26 protein-coding genes and 1 pseudogene are annotated in these 24,685 nt (G+C 37.2%); 14 read left to right on the top strand and 13 right to left on the bottom strand.

The features are described 5' to 3' along the window. Window positions 1-45: 45 nt before the first annotated feature. Both EL101_RS00330 and EL101_RS00325 read right to left on the bottom strand, forming a co-directional pair. A complete protein-coding gene (locus tag EL101_RS00330; RefSeq protein ID WP_096595959.1) occupies window positions 46-327 on the bottom strand; it encodes a hypothetical protein in 282 nt (93 codons plus the stop codon). A 370-nt stretch (window positions 328-697) separates the two neighbouring features. Further along, on the bottom strand, window positions 698-1,255 hold the full coding sequence (locus EL101_RS00325; protein WP_096595958.1) for an NADPH-dependent FMN reductase: 558 nt from the start codon (window positions 1,253-1,255) through the stop codon (window positions 698-700). A gap of 353 nt (window positions 1,256-1,608) precedes the next feature. Here EL101_RS00325 and EL101_RS00320 point away from each other — a divergent pair, with 353 nt between their 5' ends. Continuing rightward, a complete protein-coding gene (locus tag EL101_RS00320) occupies window positions 1,609-2,088 on the top strand; it encodes a YagU family protein (RefSeq protein WP_096596068.1) in 480 nt (159 codons plus the stop codon). 156 nt (window positions 2,089-2,244) lie between these two features. On the opposite strand, the gene EL101_RS00315 is transcribed toward EL101_RS00320, so the two are convergent. Then, window positions 2,245-3,042, bottom strand: coding sequence for a peptidoglycan recognition protein family protein (locus tag EL101_RS00315; RefSeq protein ID WP_096595957.1), 798 nt, complete (start codon window positions 3,040-3,042; stop codon window positions 2,245-2,247). Window positions 3,043-3,451: 409 nt separating this feature from the next. On the opposite strand from EL101_RS00315, the gene EL101_RS00310 reads away from it, so the two are divergent. The 5 genes from EL101_RS00310 to EL101_RS00290 all read left to right on the top strand — a co-directional run bounded on the left by EL101_RS00310 (window position 3,452) and on the right by EL101_RS00290 (window position 7,296). After that, a complete protein-coding gene (locus tag EL101_RS00310; RefSeq protein ID WP_096539906.1) occupies window positions 3,452-3,775 on the top strand; it encodes a magnetosome magnetite crystal formation protein family in 324 nt (107 codons plus the stop codon). 224 nt (window positions 3,776-3,999) lie between these two features. Further along, window positions 4,000-4,872 carry an ABC transporter ATP-binding protein gene (locus EL101_RS00305; RefSeq protein ID WP_096595956.1) on the top strand — a complete coding sequence of 291 codons (873 nt, stop codon included), beginning with the start codon at window positions 4,000-4,002 and terminating at the stop codon, window positions 4,870-4,872. Beyond that, the gene (locus EL101_RS00300) at window positions 4,869-5,600 is read left to right on the top strand and encodes an ABC transporter permease (RefSeq protein ID WP_096595955.1); all 732 of its coding nucleotides are present in this window, start codon (window positions 4,869-4,871) and stop codon (window positions 5,598-5,600) included. Before EL101_RS00305 ends, EL101_RS00300 begins: the two co-directional genes overlap by 4 nt. Continuing rightward, complete coding sequence (locus EL101_RS00295) at window positions 5,597-6,697, top strand: sensor histidine kinase (protein ID WP_096595954.1); 1,101 nt, start codon at window positions 5,597-5,599, stop codon at window positions 6,695-6,697. The genes EL101_RS00300 and EL101_RS00295 overlap by 4 nt, the downstream gene beginning before the upstream one ends. Continuing rightward, on the top strand, window positions 6,694-7,296 hold the full coding sequence (locus EL101_RS00290) for a response regulator transcription factor (RefSeq protein WP_096595953.1): 603 nt from the start codon (window positions 6,694-6,696) through the stop codon (window positions 7,294-7,296). Before EL101_RS00295 ends, EL101_RS00290 begins: the two co-directional genes overlap by 4 nt. Window positions 7,297-7,428: 132 nt before the next feature. Here the strand turns inward: EL101_RS00290 and EL101_RS00285 are convergent, their stop codons facing one another. Then, complete coding sequence (locus tag EL101_RS00285) at window positions 7,429-8,295, bottom strand: alpha/beta hydrolase (RefSeq protein WP_096595952.1); 867 nt, start codon at window positions 8,293-8,295, stop codon at window positions 7,429-7,431. 117 nt (window positions 8,296-8,412) lie between these two features. Then, window positions 8,413-8,892, bottom strand: a complete 480-nt coding sequence (locus EL101_RS00280) for an arginine repressor (RefSeq protein ID WP_096595951.1) — start codon at window positions 8,890-8,892, stop codon at window positions 8,413-8,415. A 388-nt stretch (window positions 8,893-9,280) separates the two neighbouring features. Between EL101_RS00280 and arcA the strand changes: the two genes are divergently transcribed. The 6 genes from arcA to EL101_RS00250 all read left to right on the top strand — a co-directional run bounded on the left by arcA (window position 9,281) and on the right by EL101_RS00250 (window position 16,064). Continuing rightward, the gene (gene arcA / locus EL101_RS00275; RefSeq protein WP_096595949.1) at window positions 9,281-10,516 is read left to right on the top strand and encodes an arginine deiminase; all 1,236 of its coding nucleotides are present in this window, start codon (window positions 9,281-9,283) and stop codon (window positions 10,514-10,516) included. A gap of 36 nt (window positions 10,517-10,552) precedes the next feature. Then, window positions 10,553-11,560 carry an ornithine carbamoyltransferase gene (argF, locus tag EL101_RS00270; protein WP_096595948.1) on the top strand — a complete coding sequence of 336 codons (1,008 nt, stop codon included), beginning with the start codon at window positions 10,553-10,555 and terminating at the stop codon, window positions 11,558-11,560. Between the two features lie 120 nt (window positions 11,561-11,680). Beyond that, entirely contained in the window at window positions 11,681-13,111 is a 1,431-nt protein-coding gene (gene arcD / locus EL101_RS00265) for an arginine-ornithine antiporter (protein ID WP_096595947.1), read from the top strand. A 15-nt stretch (window positions 13,112-13,126) separates the two neighbouring features. Continuing rightward, window positions 13,127-14,068, top strand: a complete 942-nt coding sequence (gene arcC / locus EL101_RS00260) for a carbamate kinase (RefSeq protein WP_096595946.1) — start codon at window positions 13,127-13,129, stop codon at window positions 14,066-14,068. A gap of 18 nt (window positions 14,069-14,086) precedes the next feature. Further along, on the top strand, window positions 14,087-14,815 hold the full coding sequence (locus EL101_RS00255; RefSeq protein WP_096595945.1) for a Crp/Fnr family transcriptional regulator: 729 nt from the start codon (window positions 14,087-14,089) through the stop codon (window positions 14,813-14,815). Between the two features lie 508 nt (window positions 14,816-15,323). After that, window positions 15,324-16,064: an NAD-dependent protein deacylase gene (locus EL101_RS00250; RefSeq protein ID WP_096595944.1), complete on the top strand. Its 741-nt coding sequence runs from the start codon at window positions 15,324-15,326 to the stop codon at window positions 16,062-16,064. Between the two features lie 354 nt (window positions 16,065-16,418). Here the strand turns inward: EL101_RS00250 and EL101_RS00245 are convergent, their stop codons facing one another. The 5 genes from EL101_RS00245 to EL101_RS00225 all read right to left on the bottom strand — a co-directional run bounded on the left by EL101_RS00245 (window position 16,419) and on the right by EL101_RS00225 (window position 20,024). Further along, a complete protein-coding gene (locus tag EL101_RS00245) occupies window positions 16,419-16,889 on the bottom strand; it encodes a peptide-methionine (S)-S-oxide reductase (protein WP_096595943.1) in 471 nt (156 codons plus the stop codon). 611 nt (window positions 16,890-17,500) lie between these two features. Beyond that, window positions 17,501-18,634 carry a Fic family protein gene (locus EL101_RS00240; protein ID WP_096595942.1) on the bottom strand — a complete coding sequence of 378 codons (1,134 nt, stop codon included), beginning with the start codon at window positions 18,632-18,634 and terminating at the stop codon, window positions 17,501-17,503. A gap of 188 nt (window positions 18,635-18,822) precedes the next feature. Beyond that, window positions 18,823-19,026, bottom strand: a complete 204-nt coding sequence (locus EL101_RS00235; protein WP_096595941.1) for a helix-turn-helix domain-containing protein — start codon at window positions 19,024-19,026, stop codon at window positions 18,823-18,825. A 9-nt stretch (window positions 19,027-19,035) separates the two neighbouring features. Then, window positions 19,036-19,509, bottom strand: coding sequence for a hypothetical protein (locus EL101_RS00230; protein ID WP_096595940.1), 474 nt, complete (start codon window positions 19,507-19,509; stop codon window positions 19,036-19,038). 41 nt (window positions 19,510-19,550) lie between these two features. After that, window positions 19,551-20,024, bottom strand: coding sequence for a hypothetical protein (locus EL101_RS00225; protein WP_096595939.1), 474 nt, complete (start codon window positions 20,022-20,024; stop codon window positions 19,551-19,553). Between the two features lie 396 nt (window positions 20,025-20,420). Between EL101_RS00225 and EL101_RS00220 the strand changes: the two genes are divergently transcribed. Both EL101_RS00220 and EL101_RS00215 read left to right on the top strand, forming a co-directional pair. Next, complete coding sequence (locus EL101_RS00220; protein WP_096595938.1) at window positions 20,421-20,897, top strand: GNAT family N-acetyltransferase; 477 nt, start codon at window positions 20,421-20,423, stop codon at window positions 20,895-20,897. Window positions 20,898-21,394: 497 nt separating this feature from the next. Next, a complete protein-coding gene (locus EL101_RS00215; RefSeq protein ID WP_096595937.1) occupies window positions 21,395-21,583 on the top strand; it encodes a hypothetical protein in 189 nt (62 codons plus the stop codon). A 347-nt stretch (window positions 21,584-21,930) separates the two neighbouring features. On the opposite strand, the gene EL101_RS00210 is transcribed toward EL101_RS00215, so the two are convergent. The 3 genes and pseudogenes from EL101_RS00210 to EL101_RS00200 form a co-directional block, all read right to left on the bottom strand. Next, entirely contained in the window at window positions 21,931-22,764 is an 834-nt protein-coding gene (locus EL101_RS00210; protein ID WP_096595936.1) for a CPBP family intramembrane glutamic endopeptidase, read from the bottom strand. 474 nt (window positions 22,765-23,238) lie between these two features. Continuing rightward, a pseudogene (locus EL101_RS13405) lies at window positions 23,239-23,358 on the bottom strand (Cof-type HAD-IIB family hydrolase); the annotation flags it as partial. Continuing rightward, complete coding sequence (locus EL101_RS00200) at window positions 23,357-24,361, bottom strand: virulence RhuM family protein (protein ID WP_096595935.1); 1,005 nt, start codon at window positions 24,359-24,361, stop codon at window positions 23,357-23,359. The pseudogene EL101_RS13405 and the gene EL101_RS00200, both read right to left, overlap by 2 nt. Between the last annotated feature and the right edge of the window lie 324 nt (window positions 24,362-24,685).

The following is a 24,685-nucleotide window of genomic DNA, read 5'->3' as shown; positions in this document are numbered from 1 at the left end:
AAAAAACGACCTTGTTCCACACAAAGCCGTCTCACATATTGCTTATTATTCAATCACTTCTAGTTTTAATAATATGTACATGACAATTAAATCCAACGCCGTCAACCCTATGTACAGTAACAACATGGTCGAGATCCGTACGGGTAAAATGATGACAATGATAAAGTAAATCAAGCTTAAAACTAGAAAAGATCTTCCTGTTAATACATTCGTACGCGCCTTTTCTGGAAAAAAGAAAATAATAGGTTGATGGCGGTTAAAAATAATAAACCATAGACCTGTTAATAAAATTAAAATCGTAAAACTAATACCTACAGCATAACTCATTTCATACACTCCAATCTCTCTTTTTCTCTATTTGGCTGAATGAAATAATCTCTATCAAAACTATTATAAATAAAATAAATGTAATAAGTAAACTATATTTCATAAAACTACTAACTTATGCATATATTATCGTTTGTTCTACCAAAACGGATACAAACAATTACAAAAATCCACGCCATCAAAGAAGGTCGTCCCGCCATTCACAGTCGCTGTATCCGTTGATAACCGACAAAGGGCATACCGACCTTAACTTTTTGAAATGAAACGCATGGCTTTCTTTTTTATTTGTTCATAAAAGTGATCCACTTCAATTTTTAAACACACGCCAAAAAAGCTCATGATAGCCACCCCTACCATGAGCTTTTAATGATTAATTTAAACGATCGATATAGGCATCGAATGCATTTACAAAACGTTTCATATAAGAAATTGTGCGCTCGTCTTCAATTGTCCCTGCATCTGTAATCAATTCATGTATGCGTCCGATAATTAATTTGGGTCCTGGCATAATATGCGCATTCATCGCTGTTAGTGTTTGTCTTAATTGTGCTTGAGACAATGCCGAACCTGTTGCGCCTGGTGAACAACCCGCAATCGCAAATGGACGGTCGATTAATGGTGAACGGTCCCCTTTATTTTTAATACGAGATGCCCAGTCAATCGCATTTTTCAACGGACCTGGTGTACCTGTATTGTACTCCGGTGTGACGATGACAATACCGTCTGCTTCGCCTAACGCATCACGAAATTCGGTTACAGCTGCTGGCTCTTGATCGCCTTCAAGGTCAAAGTTGTATACGGGAACATCTTTGAATGATACTTCTTTAATATTCCAATTTTCAGGAACTTGTTGCATCATTTTCTCCATATAAATTCGGTTGTACGAACCTTTCCTCAAGCTCCCACAAATAAATACAATGTTTTTCATCTTGATTCTCCTTTAGATCATTTTCTCAACCCGCTGATGACTGTCTTTAAATTTGCTACTATCATAACATAGGATTGGGGATTTGACTGATACCTTGTTTTAGCGTTTATTTTTCGAGCAATTCTCGAAACCATCACGAAACACCAACAGTGCACATAATGAAATGATGCGCTATTTGTTATATAACCTATCGCTTTAACTAATAGGCGACCATTTATTTGACTCAATCTATTCGTCATCAAATATTCAAAAGTATATGATAATAATATATTGATAAATTTTTCACATAATTTTATACTTTGAATATCTAATACAACAAGGAGGTCCTGATATTGAGACAACGACAATGGGGCATGTTGCTCTTTACAGGTTTAATTGGCGGTATATTATCTGGAATCGTTAAACTCGGTTGGGAAGTGATGTTTCCACCGCGTACGCCAGAAAGAAATGCGACAAATCCACCACAAGAGTTATTGCAACAACTCGGATTGAGTCATGACTTTACACATCAAACGTATACATTTTCAGAAATGACGCTGCCATGGGTAAGTTTTATCGTACATTTCAGTTTTTCTATTGTCATTGCTGTGATTTATTGCATGTTAGTGAAAAAGTACGCAGCTGTCGCTGTGGGTTATGGGGCTGTTTTCGGGGTGGTCATTTGGGTGTTCTTCCATTTGATTTTAATGCCGCTCATGCACACAGTACCGGCACCATGGCATCAACCTTTCCATGAGCATGTATCTGAGTTATTCGGACATATCGTTTGGATGATGACGATTGAAGGCGCCCGTCAACTTTACTTTTATAAGCACCAATCTGAACTTCAATAAAACAGACAGATACTGAGACACAAATTTTTTAATGGTCTTACCTTAATGTATTTTCATATTTTGCTTTTCGTTCATCGTTGAAGAGGGGCTAGGAAACGAATGTCCCAGCCCCGCTTATGATTTTAATGATACTTCTGCTATCAAAACCGCGTTATTTTACATTTGATCATAATGATATTTCACTAACTCAAAAAATTTATCCATGTTGTAATTCCATCTATTATAATATGCGATAGGGTCAGTATGTGTGGTACCGCCCCAGTATCTTGTGATGGCGTTATGACTAATAATCGAGCCCACCCCTTCTTGCGCATCGGCTAATGTCGGTTCAATATTTTGTTGTTTCAACATATATGCTGCGAGCCATGCTTGGTTATTCACCGATCTTGCAAAATCATCAAAACTATACATCCGGACGACTTCAATATGATAAAAGTACGGATTAGCTTTTTTTCCCGCACCCCAAGCAATATAGTTTGACGGCGCTGTGATATGGATTTCATGTGCATCTACAAATGCATGAACAAAAGCCCTCTCATATGTCCGATACATCCGGTCGACCCATTGCTCTAATGTACGGTCATCTTCACCGACTTCATGAATAACGACACCGATATAAGCGCCGTACTGATATGGAATTTTAGGCAAGCTCTCCATACGTGCATCTTTAACAACTGGGGCATGTTCAATATGGTTTTTCATAATATATTGGTTCACATCAGGATAAGGAATTGGAAGGATGTCTTGTGATGAGAGGTGCTCTTGTTGACTGTTGGGGATTGCATTTCCATGACCCTGTACATGCTGAGGTTGTTGCATAGCAGTAGGTACATCAGATGAAGCAGCTAAAGTCGTCGTCCCTAATAAATTGCGTGCGTAACTGGTAGTCGTAAAGCATAATGAAGTGAGTGTCATTACCGCAGATAGTGCCATCGTCGTCCACCCTTTTAGCATTTTAATCACACCTTTTTGATTATTTAAATAATACAAAAACATATAATACTTTTATATAATAAATGCTACGCTTTTTCGTTTTAAAGTCAAGACCCTATTTTTTAACACAAGAAAAATACGCATGAGCTCAGGTGCATTTTTTCTATACAAAAACCAATGCTATGTGATTTTCACGCTCATTTATATATCATCCATTCATTTATCATTGTTCATTTGCACGCACAATTTGCCTCATCACGAAGGCGTTAACCATTGAATCGAACCCGCATCTTATCCTGAATAGGCAGTCACATGTTTGAACATCATATTCATGTGGAAAACAAAAATAATTGTATTCTATGAAATGTTAAAATAACCATTTTAATTCAAAGAAACTTATGGTTATAATGACAACGAGGAGGAAGATACAATGTCAACTTCAACAGAAAAATTATTAGCCTGTCTTTCATATTTCAGTGTATTTTTTGCACCAATATTATTTCCACTCATCGTATGGCTTGTCGCACCACAACCTGTTTCAACACATGGTAAAAAAGCATTGATTTATCACGTGCTACCATCTGTGCTTTCGTTTATTGCTTTCGGTTGTATGCTCACGATATTCAATACAAGTGGCGCTGTGCTCACCACTTTTCTCGTGATTGTTATTGTGATTACAATTGTAGGTGCGCTCTATTACTTAGTTTATAACTTGTACTCTGGCATCAAAGTATTAGTTGTCGATCAACTTTAAACGATTTCTACATACATGTGCCATTCATGACAATTCAATGTTACGCTATATTTCTTCAAAGCTTGGACATTCATTTGTCCGAGCTTTTCGCTGTTGTTTAGTCTTCTCAATCTCGCTCTCCCAAATTAATGACAAATGTCATATCAACCTCATGACAAACTGCACTACAACATAATCAAGCGCACATATACAATCAACCTAACCCATAAAAGGATGTGAATTGTATGATTCGAATAGACCACCTTACTCAAACCTATCATCAAAATCCCGTTGTAAATGATATTTCTTTTCAAATTCATGCCGGCCAATGTACCGCACTGATTGGACCGAATGGCTCTGGAAAAACTACGCTTATTGATATGATTATCGGTGACCGTCATCCTGTACAAGGCACGATTGAAGATCCTGACCATCTGTTAACTTCTGAACAATTAGGTGTACTGTTTCAACAAAGTCGCTTTCCAGAACGCATGAAAGTCATTGAACTGTATCACTTATTTGCACATTGCTATCACGCACCTTTACCCCTTGAAGCATGGATTGAAATCACACGTTTTACAGAAACACAACTCCAACAATTTGCGACACAACTTTCAGGTGGGCAACAACGTATTTTAGACTTTGCGTTAACACTTGTTGGACAACCGCAATGCTTCATTTTAGACGAGCCAACCAGTGCGATGGATGTCGAAATGCGTCAACATTTCTGGTCAGTCATTCGTCAGTTGAAAGCAAATGGACGTACGATTTTGTATACTTCTCACTACATAGAAGAAGTTGAACAAATGGCAGATCGTGTCATTGTACTCAATCAAGGCCGTTTAGTGATGGATGATACGCCACAACATATAAAGCAAGAACAAGGACGCTCCATCATCACATTGCCTACACCACCACCTGAAGCACTGCTATCACAGTTATCTGGCGTCAAACTCACACCAACAGATGACGGGCAACTTCAAATTGAAACAGCGGATGTACAGCAAACGTTAATCGAGTTACTCGCACGCAACATTCCTTTGCAGCATATTGAAATTCATCACCATTCACTACTCGATATTATATTCAAACAAGACCAAGGCGGTGTATCACAATGATCAAACATTACTTTTTGACAGAACTCCGACTACTCACGCGACACAAAACACGCTTTGTACTTGCCGTTCTATTGCCAGTCGCATTCTATTTATTATTTACATCCATTCTTGACCTACCTCAACCTATCATGGCAAAGTTTAATCAAGAATATATGTACAGTATGACGACATTTAGTTTAATGAGTTTTTGCTTGTTTTCTTTCCCTTTTGACATCATTGACGAACGCACACGCGGCTGGTACAAGCGACTCATGCGCACACCACTGACACCCGCACACTACATCGGTGTAAAAATTGGTAAAACGATGTGTCAATTTGCGTTGTCGATTGTCATTATTTTTACAGTAGCTGCAGAATTTAAAGGCGTACAAATGCAGTGGACAGAATGGGTGAGTTCCGGGGTTTTAATTTGGTTCGGGGCGAGTCTGATGTTGAGTATAGGAGCATTACTTGCACAGATGAATGATGTCCAAAAAGCGAGTGGGGTCGGCAACATTTTGTATTTAGCTCTAGCCGTTCTCGGTGGCCTGTGGTTTCCAGTGTCACAATTTCCGACCTTCATGCAACATCTTGCACTGGTAACACCGACCTATCACCTCAAACAGTTGTCCTACGCAGTGAGTTTGCATGAATCTTTTCCACTGACATCTTTAATCGTATTGTTGGTATATTGTATAATTTTCTTAACACTTGCACACAATATTCGTAAAAGAAGTGAAACGACATGATTAAAAAGTTAGATTTACATTATCTGAATTTATCCAGTTTACTTTATTTACTTTTTCCGATACTTAACTTATGGAGTCCATACTATCATGGGCGTCACGATATTTTAGTCGTCGTGACTTGTCTCTTTGTTATTGTTTATACCGTACTTGTGGTAGGATATCCGCTACTCTCTCACGGTATGATGTATACCTTACTGCTTTGTCAATATGGCGGGATTATTTATTTTGTCTATGCAATGAGCCCAATGACTGCACTATTTTTATTTTATAGTGCGTTTGCGATACCTTACGTCTTTAAAGTGACGTTATGGTCTAAAGAATATTTCACTTTCTTTGCTACAATTGTGCTTTGTATCATTGTCACAGCCATTTATTATCCAGCCATCTACAATATCATTACTTTAATCGTATTTTTTACTGTTATTCATTTAATCATGTTTGCCAATTTCAAAAAGCTTGAACAACAACAGTATGAAAGTGAACTTGAAACGAAAAATAAACAACTTAACTTTTTAATTGCTGAACAAGAGCGTAACCGCATCGGGCAAGATTTACATGATACGCTCGGACACGTTTTTGCGGCATTAAGCTTAAAATCCGAGCTGGCACTGAAGTTAATTGATACGGAGCCAGTCCGTGCAAAAGCTGAAATAAAAAGCCTAAACGACATTTCAAAGGAAACACTCAATCAAATCCGTGTCATTATTAACGATTTGAAAATTCCGTCTTTTACGGAAGAAGTGGCATCTGTCGAGAGGTTGTTAAAGGATGCCAATTTGGAATTCCATTTTGAAGGGGTTCAACTGGCACATGCATTGAACCCAGCAAAACAAGGATTACTCGCGATGGTGCTCCGTGAAGCGATGAACAACATTATTAAACATGCTGACGCGACAACAGTCTATGCAGTTTTATCCGAAACGACTGACGGATTGCAGCTCGACATCCAAGATAATGGTTGCGGCATTCAAGACACGTCCCCTATTCATCTCCAAAGCATCCAAGCCCGCGTTGATGTTTTAAAAGGGCAATTACATGTACAAAACCATCATGGTCTACATATACAAATTTTGATACCGAGGAGCGTGCCACTATGATTCGTGTCGTGTTAGCTGAAGATCAAACGATGTTACGTCAAGCGATGGTCCAACTGATGCAACTGCATGACGCAATAGATGTTGTTGCTGATGTTGGTGATGGACAAGCGGCGTTGAAAGCTGTGACATCCCAACCTGTTGATGTCGTCATATTAGATGTGGAAATGCCAAAATTAACAGGACTAGAAGTATTACAACACATTCGTGAACAAGCCATTGAGGTCAAAGTGATTATTGTCACCACTTTCAAACGCCCCGGTTATTTTGAAACGGCTGTCGCATACGATGTCGATGCATATGTGCTCAAAGAACGTTCTGTAGACGAATTGGTCCAAACCATTCATCATGTTATGGCAGGTCAAAAAGAATACAGTGATGCTTTAATGACCTCACTTGTCACAGAGCGTAATCCCCTTACTGATAAAGAACAACGCGTATTAAAAGAAATCGGCAAAGGACTGACGAGTAAAGAAATTGCACAAACCTTATATTTATCAGATGGCACCATACGCAATTACACGTCAACGATTATCGACAAACTCCAAGCAGACAACCGCTTCGATGCATGGAAAAAAGCGCATGATAAAGGGTGGGTGTAGCACAAGGACTGTACTTTAACGCATACCTACCATACATCCACAGATTTAAAAACGACCCCGCACATCTCGGTACCCATGCGGTGGTCGTTTCATAGTCATTCAGTTGTCATCCTTTCCAAATGCAGCTTGCGGTTATTTCCCCCACAAAAATTGAATCAGTTCACGTGCAACCTTTTCATTATCATGCAATTCACTATGCTGTGCGTCAGGACCGACATATTCGGATTCACGATACGTTTTCGCGCTACCTCCAAGTAGATACTTTAATGAACGAGAAGAGACGTTCGATACACTGCCATCAGAGTCCGTACCGTCTTTTAAGTCCCCGTAAATATTAAGGACATCAATATTTTTTCCTTTATACACATCTTTCAGTACACGTAAATCTTGATAAGGCGGATTCATGCGACTTGGCTTGCCGTCCGCATCAAGCGTAATTTCATTCACTTCTTCATTCATATGCAACACACCGTTAAACGTCCCAGCGATATTCACTTGACGTTGTAACTGTGGCAATGCAGTATCTTTACCATATGTCGCCATATACTGCGCAAAAGTCATATTCGCCATTGAATGTCCGACAAAGTTAAATTTTTTAATATGGTACTCTGTTTGTAACGCAACGATTACGTTTTTAAACCATTCCGCATTCACATCTGGATCTTCTTCTTTATTCTCTTTCAAGACAACTTGTACGATAGGATTAATCGTGTCACTATCCAAATGTCCTTTTAATTTTACTTCACCCGCTTCATCCACATGTGCAGTAATGACATCTTGTGTGACACCTTGATTTTCCGCTTCCTTCACTAAAAACTTTTCAGAGTTCACCGTCCCACCGTAACCATGCAAAAATAACGTCGGTGTTGCGCTATCAATATACTTGGCATGTTTCGGATTATTGGCGATTGATGTATTGCGGTAAATGCCTATATACGTCACCCACACGACAATCAATAGCACCACTATACCAATACTCCATTTCCAAAACTTTTTCATGGATGTCACCTCTTTATACGCCCTCGATGCAGTCTCATCGATGTTCACTAAATTTACCTGATTCTATTGCAAAATCTATGAAAAGTCAATTTTGTGCACCTTTCCTATATATTGTGACTAGTGTTTCACATGTGGCGTTTCATACGTTTGGTTGAACAGTTTATAATGTACAAATTTGGAAAGTTCATTCGAATGCGTAATCACTAAAATGGTATCGTTACCGCCCACTGTGCCAATTACTTCTTTTAAATTCATTTGATCGATATAAAAATTCACCGTTTGCGCAAAACCAGGTGACGTTTTAATAATTAAGTACGTATCTTTAATACTCAGCGCAATAATCTCCTCTTGATACAAATCAATGAGCCGTGCTTTCGCTTCTTTTTGTGCATTTTCGTTATATTGTCTGTAGCATCGTTGTTGGTTTTCTGATGGCATTTTATAGATCTTCAACTCATTTAAATCTCGACTAATCGTAGCAAGACTGTATCGGATGCCAAAATGCTGTTCAATATAATCTACAATTTCTGCTTTCGTATGAATATCGTGTTCCTTTACAACCATCGATACTAAGTCTAATCTCTTACTCTTCTTCATACTTTTAAACTCCTTAATCTGATGATAGGTCAGTCAGACAACCATACACATCATTATCATAACAAAACAATTGATTCTCAGATGTGAACTTTTTGGCACCTCTCAAAACGCCCTTTTTCATATTCATCAGACGCACCTGCCTATCAAATGGATATCCATACATCATATTGAATGAAGCACCATCTTTCATTGCGCGTTCCATGTCATATTCAATGATTATTCATCCACATGCACCATTCAAGTACTCGGCATGCATAATCTATCAATTTTATGCATTGAATACATCATTTGTATGAAGTATTAGACATTGTTATTGAGAAAAAATTCACAATACATATAAAGAAAGCGCTTTATACTTTGGGTGTATTAAAACAAAGGAGGCGCAACAATGGAAAAGAATCCTATTCAAGTCAATAGTGAAATCGGCACATTAAAAACGGTTTTACTGAAACGACCTGGCAAAGAATTAGAAAATCTTGTGCCCGATCATCTCAGCGGTTTATTGTTTGATGACATCCCTTATTTGAAAGTGGCTCAAGAAGAACACGACAAATTTGCACAAGTGTTAAGAGATGAAGGTGTCGAAGTCGTCTATCTCGAACAATTAGCAGCTGAGGCGATTGCTGACAAGGCTGTACGCGAACAGTTTATTGACGACATTTTAGCAGAATCTCAAAAAACAGTACTCGGTCACGAAAAAGAGATTAAAGCACTTTTTGAAAATTTAAGTGACCAAGAACTCGTCGATAAAATTATGGCGGGTGTGCGCAAAGAGGAAATTCAACTCGACATGAATCACTTAGTGGAATATATGGACGATAGATATCCATTTTATTTAGACCCTATGCCGAACCTCTATTTCACAAGAGACCCTCAAGCTTCTATCGGCCGAGGCATGACGATTAATCGCATGTATTGGCGTGCACGTCGCAGAGAATCGATTTTCATGACGTACATTCTCGCACATCATCCTCGCTTTAAAGACGCGGATGTGCCGGTTTGGTTAGACCGAAATTGTCCATTCAATATTGAAGGCGGCGATGAATTAATTCTTTCAAAAGAAGTGTTGGCCATTGGTATTTCAGAACGGACGTCAGCACAAGCGATTGAACGGTTAGCCCGTCAAATTTTATTCGATGACCAATCAACATTTACGAAATTGTTGGCAATTGAAATACCGAACAGTCGTAGTTTCATGCATTTGGACACAGTATTTACGATGATTGATTACGACAAATTTACGATGCATGCGGCAATCTTTAAAGAAGAAAATCAAATGAATATTTTTACGATTGAAAAAGATGAAACAACGAACGATATTAAAATTTCTCACTCTAGTCAACTGAAGCAAACACTTGAAGATGCGTTACATGTCGACAATATCCAATTCATCCCGACAGGTAACGGCGATGCGATTGACGGTGCGCGCGAGCAATGGAACGATGGCTCAAATACATTAACAATTCGCCCAGGTGTCGTCGTGACGTATGACCGCAATTACGTTTCTAACCAACTTTTAAGAGAACATGGTGTCAAAGTGATCGAAATTACCGGTAGTGAATTGGTCCGAGGTCGTGGTGGCCCAAGATGTATGAGTCAACCTTTATACAGAGAAGACATTTAAATATTTCATCATCTTATTATAGAAAGGATTTTCAAAATGACAGACATTCAAAAACCATTAAATTTAAAAGGCAGACATTTATTAAAAGAAGACGATTTTACGAAAAAAGAATTCTCAGACTTAATAGATTTTGCGATGACATTAAAATCCTACAAACAACAAGGAATCCCTCACCGCTATTTAGAAAGTAAAAATATCGCGCTATTATTCGAAAAAACATCGACACGGACACGCGCAGCTTTTACCGTTGCTTCTATTGATTTAGGTGCACATCCTGAATTTTTAGGTAAAAATGACATTCAATTAGGTAAAAAAGAATCTGTAGAAGACACGGCTAAAGTATTAGGTCGTATGTTTGACGGTATTGAGTTCCGCGGTTTCTCACAAGATATGGTAGAAGATTTAGCCAAATACTCAGGTGTCCCTGTATGGAATGGACTCACTGACGCATGGCATCCAACACAAATGTTAGCCGACTATATGACCATTAAAGAAAAGTTCGGTCATTTAGATGGTATTAAACTCACGTATATTGGCGATGGCCGCAACAATGTCGCCAATTCACTTCTTGTGGCAGGTCCGATGTTAGGCGTCGACGTGACGATTTGTACACCGAAATCTTTATTCCCTGCGCAAGACTACATTGAGATCGCTGAACGTCGCGCGAAACAAGATGGCGGTTCAATTAAAATTACTGACAATATTGATGAAGGTGTTAAAGGCGCAGATGTCATTTATACAGACGTTTGGGTGTCTATGGGTGAAGAAAGTGAATTTGAATCACGTATTAAATTATTGAAAGACTATCAAGTGAATCGCGCATTATTCGATAAAACAGGTAAAGACGATACGATTTTCTTACATTGTTTACCTGCATTCCACGATACGGAAACTGTCTATGGCCAAAAAATTAAAGAAGAATACGGGCTAACTGAAATGGAAGTGACTGACGAAATCTTTAGAAGTCCTCATTCCAAAGTCTTTGATCAAGCAGAAAACCGCATGCATACCATCAAGGCTGTCATGGCGGCGACACTCGGATAGTTCAATAGATTTGATATAATTCAAAAGTCCAGACATACTTATTATAATGAAATAATATCAAAACCCTTTAATATAATATTTAAACTGGACTTTTGATTTTATCTAAAGGAGATATGACATATGGGTGGAACAGATGAAAACAAATTAAATAAAACCTCCTTAATTGGTTTAGTCATTGGCTCGATGATTGGTGGCGGTGCATTCAACATCATTTCAGATATGGGGAGTCACGCTGGCGGATTAGCGATAATTTTAGGTTGGCTCATTACTGCAGTTGGTATGATTTCACTTGCGTTTGTCTTTCAAAATTTAACGAATGAGCGCCAAGATTTAGACGGTGGGATTTACAGCTATGCCCAAGTAGGTTTTGGTGACTTTATCGGCTTTTCGAGTGCTTGGGGCTACTGGTTTGCGGCATTTTTAGGTAACGTGGCCTATGCGACTTTACTCATGTCTGCAGTCGGTAACTTTTTCCCAATCTTTGAAGGCGGCAACACCCTTCCTTCTATTATTATCGCGTCCTTATTATTATGGGGTGTGCATTACCTCATTTTAAAAGGCGTCGAAACTGCTGCACTCATCAACAGTATTGTAACGGTTGCTAAGTTAATCCCTATTTTACTTGTCATTATATGTATGATTGTTGCCTTTAATTTTGACACGTTTAAAGCAGGACTATTAGGAATGACAAGTCACGCATCACAAGGGTTTAGCTGGGGAGATACACTCTCTCAAGTTAAAAGTACGATGCTCGTAACGGTTTGGGTCTTTACTGGTATTGAAGGTGCCGTTGTCTTTTCTGGACGCGCTAAAAATAAAAAGGATGTCGGTTCAGCAACGGTCATCGGATTGGTTTCTGTATTAGTCATCTATTTCTTAATGACCGTCCTAGCACAAGGCGTCATCCAACAAAATCACATTTCAGAACTTTCCAACCCTTCTATGGCCGCTGTGTTAGCACATATCGTCGGACATTGGGGCGCTGTACTCGTGAACATCGGGTTGATTATTTCGGTTTTAGGTGCATGGTTAGGCTGGACGCTTCTAGCCGGTGAATTACCGTTCATCGTCGCAAAAGATGGCCTATTTCCGAAATGGTTTGCAAAAGAAAATCAAAATAAAGCACCGAGTCATTCATTACTCATTACGAATATCTTAGTTCAACTCTTTTTAATCAGCATGCTGTTCACACAAAGTGCATATCAATTTGCGTTTTCACTTGCATCCAGCGCCATTTTAATTCCGTATACATTGAGTGCATTTTACCAAGTGAAGTATACCGTCCAAACAAAACAACGTGCGACAACTAAGCAATGGATCATTGGTATCATTGCTTCACTTTATACAATATGGCTCATCTATGCAGCTGGATTAGACTACTTACTGTTAACCATGTTGCTCTATGTACCTGGACTTGTCGTTTATACGATTGTACAAAAAAACAATCAAAAACCTTTAAAACAAATCGATTATATCTTTTTCATGCTTATTTTATTATTAGCGATCATCGGCATCGTCAGACTACTCACTGGTGCCATCGATGTATTTTAATGAGGAGTGATTTTTATGCATAAAAAAATTGTGATTGCTTTAGGTGGCAATGCCATTCAAACGACAGATGGATCTTCAGAAGCTCAAAAAAAGGCGATACGTGCGACGATGCAAACACTGAAGCCATTATTTAAGACCGACTATGATATTGTTATCTCTCATGGTAATGGGCCGCAAATTGGTAACCTTCTTATTCAACAACAAAAAGCGGATAGTCCCGAAACCCCTGCGATGCCACTCGATACATGTGGTGCGATGACACAAGGGATGATCGGCTTTTGGATTGAAACCGAGGTCAATCGTGTATTAGCCGAAGTGAACAGTGACCGTAGAGCTGCAACGGTCATCACGCGTGTAGAAGTGGATGAAAATGATTCGAGAATGGCGCATCCAACGAAACCGATTGGCCCTTTTTATACAGCAGCAGAAATGGAAAAAGTGAAAAACGAAAACCCTCATTCAATATATAAAGAAGATGCTGGAAGAGGGTATCGTAAAGTGGTCCCTTCTCCATTGCCTGTATCCATTTTAGAGCATCAACTCATCAGTACTTTAGTTGAAAATAACAACATCATTATCGCTTGTGGAGGTGGCGGTATCCCTGTCATCAAAAAAGATGATACGTATGAAGGTGTGGAAGCCGTCATCGATAAAGACTTCGCAAGTGAACGGTTAGCACAATTGATTGATGCGGATGTTTTGATGATTTTAACGAATGTTGAAAACGTCTATCTTAACTTCAATCAACCGGATCAATGGAAATTGACACAAATCGATGTCGCGAGTTTGAAACAATATGCACGTGACGGTAAATTTGCAGAAGGTTCAATGCTCCCTAAAATTGAAGCGGCTATCAATTTTGTGGAAAATGGAGAAGGGCGTCGTGCGGTGATTACAAACTTAGACAAAGCGTACGAAGCCTTTAAAGGAGAAGCCGGCACACAAATTTATCAGTAGTCATAAGGTGGTGCTTATATGGGGGAAAAGTCATACAATTACGCAATAATCGATACTTCCCTAATTCAAAATGACATTCACACATGTTTAGAACGATTCGCTGCATTTATCAATATTCCTTCGATTGTCTTACAACCTTACAAAAATGAATTTATCGTAAGACAGTATAACAAAGGCCAAGTGATTTATTATTCATCAGATGAACTGACACATATGTATTTTTTAATCGATGGTTATATCGTACGCGAACATTACAATATCCATGGTGATCTCTATCGTGTGATTAACAAAGATCAACAATTATATCCGCTTCACAATCTATTTCAAGATAAAGTCACACATGAGATTTGTTCTGCGCTCACCGACTGTATTGTGATGACCATTCCTATCGATTTGATAGAATATTTATGCAAAAACCATCACAAAGTGTTCATTCAACTGTTTAAATATTTATGTGAGAGTGAACAACAACTGACTGAATACAATATGGCGCTCACTGCTAAAAATGCCAAATCTCGTGTGATTAAAGTGCTCATTTATTTATGTCATACAATTGGCGACGATCATGACGAGTTTTATGAAATTAAGCCTTTTTTAACGATTCAAATGGTGAGTGACCTTGCAAGTGTTTCACGCGAAACAACCGGACATATTATTAATGAGTTGAAAGCTGAAAACTTGCTCGTCAAAAATAAGAAAAGTTGGTTGTTTAGTAAAGTATTGGTTGATCAACATGAAGATGATTGAAACTAAAATTGAGGCTGGTACTATAAATTTAGCTGGCTTAAAAATATTATTTATACTTGTCCTCATGATATGAACACTATATTTTTATAATTGCCATCATGGCTTCGCTTTCCGAGGGACTTGCCTCAACTAAATTCGGCTTTATTAAAGTGTTCACTAGATGGAGGCCGAATTGGATTTTCGGCTGCGTCTGATCCCTCAGGAGTCTCAGCCAATTGGTCAATCTTTCACCAAATAGGTAGGATACGAGCAAGTTTCTGAATGGAGAAGTAAATTTTTTACCATATCATCTATATTTACTTTCAATCATTTTTTTAACCTAAAATGAAAGTGAGGCTGGGATAGCAGAACTTCCCGGTCTCTTTCTGTGTTGCCATACATATATGACCGTCTCACTGCTCACCTCGCATTGTCGGTACAACCATCGTCCACACCACGCGCGCCTATTTTGTTGTGATATGACTTTTGATAAAATAAAAGTGACATGGATAAATGGGGTGATTCAACTATGGCACATCATATAGATCAATTAAAACATATCATCGACCACTCAGAGCGCATCGCATTTTTCACGGGTGCAGGTGTATCAGTCGCAAGTGGTGTCCCGGATTTCCGTTCCATGGGTGGTTTGTTTGATGAAATTTCAAAAGAAGGCTACTCACCGGAATATTTGTTGAGCATCGATTATTTAGAAGATGACCCAGTTGGTTTTATGCGATTTTGTCACAAACGTTTACTCTTAGCGGATAAATTGCCGAATCCTGTTCATAAATGGATTGCCGAATTAGAACAACATCAGCAAGCATTAGGCGTCATCACGCAAAATATTGACGGCCTTCATAGTGATGCAGGGAGCCAACATGTCGATGAATTACATGGGACGCTCAATCGCTTTTACTGTCCGAATTGTCAGCAACATTATACGAAAAATGAAATCATTGAACAGCAACGCATCCAATGTGAACGTTGTGGCCATGTGATCAGACCGGATATTGTGCTTTATGGAGAAATGTTAGACCAAGCCACGATGACGCGTGCGTTACAAAAAATCACACAAGCAGACACGTTGATTGTGCTCGGTTCTTCACTCGTCGTTCAACCCGCAGCCGGACTGATTTCAAACTTTCAAGGTCAACATCTCGTCATTATTAACAAAGACGAAACCCCTTACGACCACTTTGCAGAACTGGTGATTCATGACGATATGGTCACTGTCGTGGAACAACTTACGGATGAAAGTGGCGCGTAGGTCAAAGCTTGTTACGTTTCTGCCCGATTTCTGCTCGTGCTCATTTGTAGCTTTCAAGGCATTGACTCATCGCTAACTGTGTCACACTTGTTGATGCATTGAAATGGTGCAAAGTCTGAAATGGTCCTCTTGTTGAACTATTAAAGCTCGATTGCCAAAAGGACACGCTTAAAGGATTAGAAGCGGCTGAAATCGAAAATCCCGTATAGCTCCCATCAAGCGTGCCTTTCAATCAATTCCTATTCAGTTGAGATGACAGCCTGACGTGAGCTATTCAAGCATCATCAGCGCAATCATTATAAACATAGCGAACACGTCCAACAAATTGCATTTCAATATTATCCAAAAGTTACCTTAACTATATTTCTTCATCAAAGCTACTGGTATATGACAGTAATCATTCGGATATTTATCGAGGTTATCTTGATGAATAGTGGCACTCGGAATATAGTTCGTGAGTGGTTTCACTTCAACAGCAATACGGTCGGCATCAGGGCACTGGTGAATAAATTGTCGCGCTTCATCTAAATGTTTCGGTTGGTCGCTGTACACACCCGTTCGATACTTAGGGCCGATATCTTCTCCTTGTTGATTGATGCTGTATGGGTCTATGATTTCAAACAAGTAGCCCATTAATGCAGTGACATCGACTTGTGACGGATCAAATGTTGTTTTGACGCACTCCACGTAGCCATCATATGGACCATCTAAAGTCTGTGTCTCACCATTCGCACGTCCTGCTTCTGTTGTGACAACTCCGGGCAATGTTTTGACAAATGCTTGCACACCCCATAAGCATCCACCTGCAAGATAGAGTGTTTCCATAGCGTTTCCTCCTTATGTTAATTCTATTTTAATTGATGTTCGCTATTAAACCCAATGATACATCGAACACTATTTTCAGTTACACAACAATTAAAAACACTTCTGCGCATCATCCGCACAAAAGTGTTTGAAATGTGAATCGTTTATCTTCCCAATAACGTTTCGGCATTTTGGTACATAAACTTTTCTTTTTGTTGATCCGTGATAAGGTCAGTTGTTAAAATTTCGTATCACCGTCATCACACGAAGCAAACATTCTTTTTCATATCAAACTATTTTTAATACCATATCAAATTAGTTTTTTCTACAGTTTAAATAGATAATGACATACGATACACTTCATATTCTATGTCTATCATTTCACGACCTCAAACCATTCTTCTTAGTCCATCGCCAGCAATATCATCGTTCACATCGCAACTTCATCCAGCCATACCCCCGACGCATAAAAAACATCCCACAAACCCCTTAACGCAAAAAACACGAAATTTTGCGTTAAGAGATTGCAGGATTTTTTAATAGTTATTATACAAAACACTGTCATAGCAACGTTTTTGAGCGTTCAGCTCCTTTTTTAAACACTCACCTTACACACGAGCCCTTGTGTTAACTTATCTAAGAATTTGGAGTAAATCATAATTCACATACACTTTATTACGTTTTCGCGCATGATCCACATCAATCATGCCTAATTCAACAAGTGTGTTCAAATGCATTCTGGCAGTGTTTTCACTCATATTCAAACTTTTAGCTGCATATTTAACAGTCACATTAGGTGTTGTAAACGTGTAAAACCATACATCCATGATTTTTGAGCCCGCAGCATTATTAATTTTCTTAAGCCCTTCTTTAGCTAATGTTTCGATATTTTCGAGCTTTGTCTGTAGATTGAGAATCATCCGTTGACAAGCGCGTAAATAAAACTGAATCCATTTGTACCAATCGGCATGAGAACCTCTGACACTATTCAACAAATTGTAGTATCGTAGTCTTTCTCGCTCTAATTCTTCACTCACAAAAAATATTGGCGCATTCACAGCACTTTCGGCCATCATATTCAGCACAATTAATATTCTACCGAGACGCCCATTACCATCTAGATAAGGATGAATAGATTCGAACTGTGCGTGCATAATTGCAGTTTTAATCAGTGGATCAGATTGTTCATCTAAAAAAGTGTACCCTTCTTTGAGTACATGATTAAAACTAGGATGTTTCACACGATTGATGTAATGTTCCCAGTTTGTCATATAGTCATCAATTTCATGAGCAGGAACGGGAATATAGACAGCATCTTTAATATCGCTACTCGGTCCAATAAAATTTTGAATCTTTCTAAACTCGCCGGAAGAGACAGTAGTGCCTCTTGTGTTACGTCCCATCAATATCTTATGTAATTCATGAATCAAACGCGTCGTAATCGGATTTCCATTTTTGATTTGCATGACACCATAATCTAAAGCATCTTTATAATTGAGCACTTCCGTCACTTCCGTACTTTTCTGTTCATTCGGTGTTTCTTCAATAATATCTAAAAATGTGACCTGTGTCCCTTCAATTCTTGTAGACTGAACTGATTCTGATAACGTCAATAATTGAATCATTTGTGTACTTACCAATGAATGATTAATTTGTGTATTTAACGCACCTATTAAACTATTAATTTCAGCAACTGATTTGTATAAATCTAAAGCATTTTCCAGAGTAACTTGGGGTGGTAAGAAATCTATGCCTTGTAAAGTCATTAAAAAACACCTCTCTTAACGCAAATTATACAACATTTTGCGCTAAGAGAGGATAACAATTTGTTCTTCTTTATATCTCATTATCAGTTAAACCTTGTCATTCAAAGCTTTGGACGGGTTTAGGGTTTTTTTAAACACACGCATTACACACGAACCCTTGTGTTAACTTATCTTAGAATTAAGTCGCATTACGATGCTTCATAAACGATAATGTCGCCGGGTTGGCAATCTAAATATTTACAGATGGCCTCTAAAGTACTGAAGCGCACGGCCTTTGCTTTCCCAGTCTTTAAAATAGATAAGTTCGCAATGGTCACATCGACGGCTTTGGACAACTCAGTCAGCGATACACCTTTTTCTTTTAACACTTCATCTAACTTTATTTTAATCATAAAGACTCCTTATATCGTCAAATCATTTTCTTCTTTGATTTCTTGAGATTTTCTATAAATGGTAGTAAATGAGAGCAATAATAAATTAATAACAACAAGTAATGTTGCAGTCAGGTTGCCAATGTCTAATACGCTAACGATGGCTTGATCCACATGTAAGAAATCTATCAAAAATTGAAGAGAAACAAAAATCAAAATACACATCGAAGCATACAACGTTTTATCGTGTATTTTATCTGAAAATTTAAATTTAGTATTGACGTTGACTTTACTAAATATTTGATATACGAATATAAAAACGACTAGAGCTAAGATAACTTGTATCACATATACAAGGGCATAAAGCTGATACGATATTGATGCATGCCAAATTCCGTCATCAAACAATTGGCTATACTTAAGAAAATTTTTTATTGAAAGTGATACAAATAAAATAATTAATACTGCTAAAGTATATTTTAGATATTTAATATTCCTTGTCATATTTACCCCTACCTTCATCTCAATTTGATCTATTTGAATTATTATATTGTCAAATCATTTTCTTCTTTGAGTTTCCGTGACTTGTCATAAATAGTACCAAAAATAATAGCCTCGATACCTAGAAGCAATAAAAGTGTGTCGCTCAACTCACGAATATCTAATACTTTCACATATTCCCAATCTACATGTAGAAAAGCAATTAAAAATTTTGTCCCTGAAAATAGAATTACCCCTAGACCAATATATAAAATTCTCATCCTGGGTCCACCTGAAAAATCAAATTTCTTATATATATCATTAAATAATATGAACGTTAAGACAAAAACAATCACGAGTATTAGCAGTCGTACGATATATACTCCTGCATAAAGTTGATATTGTAAAGGTGCGTGCCAAATTGATACTTCAAACAACTCGTTATATTGTAATATTTTTGTAATGCCTACTATAAAATATAAGATAGCCATCATTGCAGTTAATATTTGTAGCACTCTCGTCAGTTTAGGTATCGTCATGGAAATCTCCCCTTTTTATTGATTATCGATAAAATCATACCACCATTTTTATCGATAATCAATAAAAAATTAAAATATAGGCTTTCACTTGCTCGCTACTATTCAGTATAATGGGACTTAATTCAACAAAGGTAGGGAGTGTTTGATGTGAAACAATATGTAGTGTTAGAATTTTCAAGGTAAAACTTTACAGCTGATTAAACATACATATTTGACAAAATCTTTTTAGAAAGAATAAAAAACGAATTGTTCAGCAAACTCATACAATTCATTCATACATTTGTTACAATAAATGCAAAATACCGATACATCATTGTTTAAAACTTGGGCATGAGGCTTTGAAGAATATATCATTGGCAAGTGAATATAAAATTTTTAGGTAAAGGGGCGCTGTAATTGATTACATTTCAATCGTTACAACAGTTAAATGCACACTTAGTTTCAGAATTAAAAACACAGCATCAATTCGATTCAACAATGGTCGTTTCATCAGGTCACTATGATTTAACACAATACCCTTGCATCTTAGCATTTGAAGCCGGAAGTCTAATAGGTGTCTTAATTTATAAAATTGGTATGGACATATTGGAAATCATTTCACTAGAGAGCTATAAAGAAAATCAAGGTATTGGCAGTCAGCTCATTCAGCACGTCGAAAATATCGCATATTCTTTAAATATCCATACCCTCCAATTGATAACGACTAATGAAAACATTAAAGCGTTGTACTTTTATCAAAGAAATGGATATCGCATGTCGGCCATTCGACCAAACGCTGTTGATATGGCAAGACGTGTCAAACCTTCCATTCCTCTTAAAGGTAACAATGGTATTGTGATTAAAGATGAAATCGTAATGACAAAGCAGCTTTAACTATCATAAAGGCGCGCTATATTGAAACTAATGACAAACAACATGAACGTGAAGTACAACCCACGTCCGAACCTAATATCAATATAAAAAGTAGCCTCCCCTTTGATGACAGTTATTCCAAAAGTATGTGTTTTGGTTACATTATTTAGAAAGTAAGAAATTAAAAAAATACATAAAATGGTTTGATGACGATTTTAACGCGGCATTTCTTACTTTTCTCATCAATGGCGTTTTCACAAATGATGAAATACTGCAATCGACAATGATAGCTTAAAGTTAGGCATAGACGTTGATTTATACGTTCTGTGGCGCCATATAGGAGGAAAAACAATCAATAGCCGATGAGCAGTCACTGAGGTCACTATTGATCATTAATAGCATGACAAGATTTAAAAATATAATGTAACAAATGCACAAAATGGGTATAAAGTAGCATAATTATTTTAAAATTAAACATATAATGACGACGATGTAGTGATATGAGAGGAGGAACAGCATTGGTTAAAACAACATTAGCCTTAATTGTTGATATCGTAATGATTGTGACTGGATTCATACTCGCCGTTATCTTTTTCGTGAGAGGATTCGACATATACTTGATGTTATGTCCGTTATCTGTCATCTTCTCTAGCGTTATTAGTCTATATGTCGATTTAAAAAAGAAGAAGTCTGACACTCAAAAATAGTTTTGGCGTGTGGGGTTTTCGGGAAACTCGGTTATATATAAGTAAAAAGAGAAGGATCAGCCCTCTTTATTTCTTTTTTTATCAAATAAGATAGACAATACTAGAAGCACACCAAATATAATAAACACAGTAGTGCTTTGAAGTTTGAGAACATATAAGCACAGTAAAGGGATTCCTGCTAACATGATGATAGAAATTAAATTAATTAAATCGAACTTATTCTTTTTCAAACTGATTTTCACCTCTTTACCTTTTAGCTTTATATTATTTTGAGACTATGGGATATGTATTGCTATGTTTTATTTCTCATATAAAAAGTCACATTCATTCTAAAATTTAAACACGTTTTATTTTGAAAAATGTCTATCCTTTTTTAAAAAGAGAATCACTATAGCTGTAATCATATAACCTATGATTGCAACGATAGAAACGGAAAAGCCGTATGCCCCACCTGTAAGCCATACGTTATGACTATTAATTACGTATTGAATCCATCCATCGTCAGTTTGAGTTGGGGAAATTGTAATGAGTGATCCTATATTCCAACACATATGAAGCACAATACTCGCCCAAATCGAATTATAACGATAAGCAGCAATCGCATACAGTATACCCACCATTGTGCCACCGATGATTAACAAATAAAAATCTATCCCCGTTAATCGCCCATTAAACAAATGTACCATTGCAAAAATGACAGACGTCATCACCATCGCAACGACAATATTGGTTTTTTCTTCAATATATTTCAGTAAAACACCTCTAAAAATCGCCTCTTCAACAATCGGCGCTGCAATTCCTCCAAGGACAATCAATTCAAAAATCATTTCCAAAAACGCCTTTGTTGATTCAACATGAGTCACACTAAAATGCCCTGGCACAAAGACAAAATAGAAAACAATTGTAAGTGTGGCTAATAACACACCTAAAACCATACTACTCGGAAAAATACGAATTGGTGTAATACGAAAATACGAGAGCGGCCTTTTTAACATTTTGTTAGCTATTAATTTAATTAGAAATAGCGCAACGACAACATACGTTAAGCCATGTAAAACATACTCGAAGCCTAATAATGACAATAAATGCCAAGAAATCGCAATGTTCTGTGCAAAAACAGAAAGTACAAACATTAACAAGATTAATCCTAAAATTTTAAATAACGTCCTCCAAGAATTCATAAACATTCTCCTTTGCTCATTCTCATGATGTCTTTTGTTCAATCCATATCTCAATACACGCTATTTTACAAACGACATGATACTATTCCTACTTTAATAACATAGCAAATTTCAAAGGTCTATAATATGTATTTTTTAAATCAATATTGTGTATTAAGTAACCTTTAGTTGTATTAGTTTGAATCCGCATTTTTCAATAAACTATTTCCAATTACCCTTTCAAAACTATTGCTATGACAAACAGCTTCCTAAATGTGTACCTACATTACATGATATGTCATATTATTAACTACTTTAGGTTATTTATAGTTAAAGAATGTATATACTTAGTAAAAATTCTTACATGCTTCTACTGTGTTGACACTATTTGCTTACAAAGTGGAAAAATAAGTCTCCATGAAAAATAAAAACGCCTATGCTCACGGGAACATAGACGTTTTTTATGACATATTGAAGTGTCTTTACCAATATTACTTAAGCTTCCAAATCTAACAATACATTTAAAGTATGGATTACACCGTTATGATTATGATCTTTCGCAATGAGATCGGCTTTACGCTTCAGCTCGGGGTATGCATTGTCCATCACAACTTTAGTCACTGTCGGAAAAATACTTTACATCATTTTCTTTAATAAAATCTAGAAAATCACTGTGGCTATTCATTCTGTTTCTGGCATGATTGTAGTTTAAATACTCACTATGCGCTAATGAATCTGCCACTTGTTTACTCACTTTACCTGGATTATGCAGTAGCTCTCTATCGTTGAATTGTAAAAACGCATCCAATTTTTCGATCCAGTCTGACATATACATCGGTTGCTGTCTTTCTGCTTGATCTTCTGCATAATCGAGATACATTGTCACAATTCGATTAAGTGACTTCAATTCTTTTTCAGTTAAATAATTTTTGGCAATAGTGACATCGTTTTTCCGAACTTTTTCGCCTTTGAATGATTGTAAACCCATATTGTTTTGGGCTGCATCGGCCCTAGATTGAATTAATTCTGCTGCTGTCATGCCGTGAATTGCATAGTGTAATTTGTTTTGAACAGTAGCAAAAAATGTTCGTGTGATTTCTGCTTGAGGATCATAATCTACTGATGTGGCATAGATATCCGTTATTTTTATGTAAAATCGCTTTTCAGATGCTCTAATATCTCTAATTCGTTCTAGCAATTCATCAAAATAATCAGAACCTATATTTCTCATTTCTTTAAGGCGCGCATCGTCCATCACAAAGCCTTTGACTAGGTATTCATTAATTTTATCTGTAGCCCATTGTCTAAATTGCGTCCCGCGATGTGACCTTACGCGATACCCAACAGCAATAATGACTTCTAGATTATAAAAATTGCTTTCTCGAGTAACTTCCCGATCTCCTTCAGTTTGAACAATCTGGCTTTTCCGGATAGTTGCTTCTTTAGTCAATTCTCCTTCATCATAAATATGTTTAATATGTTCACTTATTGTTTTAATACTCTTTTGATACAAGTCAGCGAGTGATTTTTGAGTCATCCAAACAGTTTCATCTTCTAAACGAAGCTCAATTTTCGTTTGACCGTCTTCAGTTTGGTACATTAAAAAGTTATTACTCAATTTTCACGCCTCCTGTCACATTTTTAAAAACATTATAGCACAAACAGAACATACGTTCTACAATCGAAATGCATATGTCAAAAAATTTCTCTGTACGCGTCAATTTAACCTTTGCGTTTTGTGATTTATTCCAAAACATTTTTAACACACTCTATACTTACAAACTATTTCCCAGGCAATACGCTCAAACCCTCGCCATAACTGACTTTTGAACTTTCCGGTTTTTCCGGATAGTTCAAATCCCATATATTTTTGACAATGATTCTCCGAGGTTTATCGTTGGGTTCGAATATATTTGTATTAAAACATAATATCAATTGGCTT

Source organism: Staphylococcus delphini, assembly GCF_900636325.1.
Lineage (GTDB): Bacteria > Bacillota > Bacilli > Staphylococcales > Staphylococcaceae > Staphylococcus > Staphylococcus delphini.
The sequence above is the reverse complement of the archived record's forward strand: the minus strand, read 5'-3'. Positions and strand labels throughout refer to the sequence as shown.

What these genes read in the sequence shown, in the direction of transcription:
- EL101_RS00240 (WP_096595942.1), bottom strand. Translation starts at nt 18,634, where the DNA reads ATGACTTTACAAGGCATAGATTTCTTACCACCCCAAGTTACTCTGGAA.
- EL101_RS00330 (WP_096595959.1), bottom strand. Translation starts at nt 327, where the DNA reads ATGAGTTATGCTGTAGGTATTAGTTTTACGATTTTAATTTTATTAACA.
- EL101_RS00290 (WP_096595953.1), top strand. Translation starts at nt 6,694, where the DNA reads ATGATTCGTGTCGTGTTAGCTGAAGATCAAACGATGTTACGTCAAGCG.
- EL101_RS00320 (WP_096596068.1), top strand. Translation starts at nt 1,609, where the DNA reads ATGTTGCTCTTTACAGGTTTAATTGGCGGTATATTATCTGGAATCGTT.
- EL101_RS00255 (WP_096595945.1), top strand. Translation starts at nt 14,087, where the DNA reads ATGGGGGAAAAGTCATACAATTACGCAATAATCGATACTTCCCTAATT.
- EL101_RS00235 (WP_096595941.1), bottom strand. Translation starts at nt 19,026, where the DNA reads ATGATTAAAATAAAGTTAGATGAAGTGTTAAAAGAAAAAGGTGTATCG.
- arcD (WP_096595947.1), top strand. Translation starts at nt 11,681, where the DNA reads ATGGGTGGAACAGATGAAAACAAATTAAATAAAACCTCCTTAATTGGT.
- EL101_RS00280 (WP_096595951.1), bottom strand. Translation starts at nt 8,892, where the DNA reads ATGAAGAAGAGTAAGAGATTAGACTTAGTATCGATGGTTGTAAAGGAA.
- EL101_RS00300 (WP_096595955.1), top strand. Translation starts at nt 4,869, where the DNA reads ATGATCAAACATTACTTTTTGACAGAACTCCGACTACTCACGCGACAC.
- EL101_RS00325 (WP_096595958.1), bottom strand. Translation starts at nt 1,255, where the DNA reads ATGAAAAACATTGTATTTATTTGTGGGAGCTTGAGGAAAGGTTCGTAC.
- EL101_RS00230 (WP_096595940.1), bottom strand. Translation starts at nt 19,509, where the DNA reads ATGACAAGGAATATTAAATATCTAAAATATACTTTAGCAGTATTAATT.
- EL101_RS00295 (WP_096595954.1), top strand. Translation starts at nt 5,597, where the DNA reads ATGATTAAAAAGTTAGATTTACATTATCTGAATTTATCCAGTTTACTT.
- EL101_RS00285 (WP_096595952.1), bottom strand. Translation starts at nt 8,295, where the DNA reads ATGAAAAAGTTTTGGAAATGGAGTATTGGTATAGTGGTGCTATTGATT.
- arcA (WP_096595949.1), top strand. Translation starts at nt 9,281, where the DNA reads ATGGAAAAGAATCCTATTCAAGTCAATAGTGAAATCGGCACATTAAAA.
- EL101_RS00305 (WP_096595956.1), top strand. Translation starts at nt 4,000, where the DNA reads ATGATTCGAATAGACCACCTTACTCAAACCTATCATCAAAATCCCGTT.
- EL101_RS00245 (WP_096595943.1), bottom strand. Translation starts at nt 16,889, where the DNA reads ATGGAAACACTCTATCTTGCAGGTGGATGCTTATGGGGTGTGCAAGCA.
- arcC (WP_096595946.1), top strand. Translation starts at nt 13,127, where the DNA reads ATGCATAAAAAAATTGTGATTGCTTTAGGTGGCAATGCCATTCAAACG.
- argF (WP_096595948.1), top strand. Translation starts at nt 10,553, where the DNA reads ATGACAGACATTCAAAAACCATTAAATTTAAAAGGCAGACATTTATTA.
- EL101_RS00315 (WP_096595957.1), bottom strand. Translation starts at nt 3,042, where the DNA reads ATGCTAAAAGGGTGGACGACGATGGCACTATCTGCGGTAATGACACTC.
- EL101_RS00310 (WP_096539906.1), top strand. Translation starts at nt 3,452, where the DNA reads ATGTCAACTTCAACAGAAAAATTATTAGCCTGTCTTTCATATTTCAGT.
- EL101_RS00250 (WP_096595944.1), top strand. Translation starts at nt 15,324, where the DNA reads ATGGCACATCATATAGATCAATTAAAACATATCATCGACCACTCAGAG.
- EL101_RS00225 (WP_096595939.1), bottom strand. Translation starts at nt 20,024, where the DNA reads ATGACGATACCTAAACTGACGAGAGTGCTACAAATATTAACTGCAATG.
- EL101_RS00210 (WP_096595936.1), bottom strand. Translation starts at nt 22,764, where the DNA reads ATGAATTCTTGGAGGACGTTATTTAAAATTTTAGGATTAATCTTGTTA.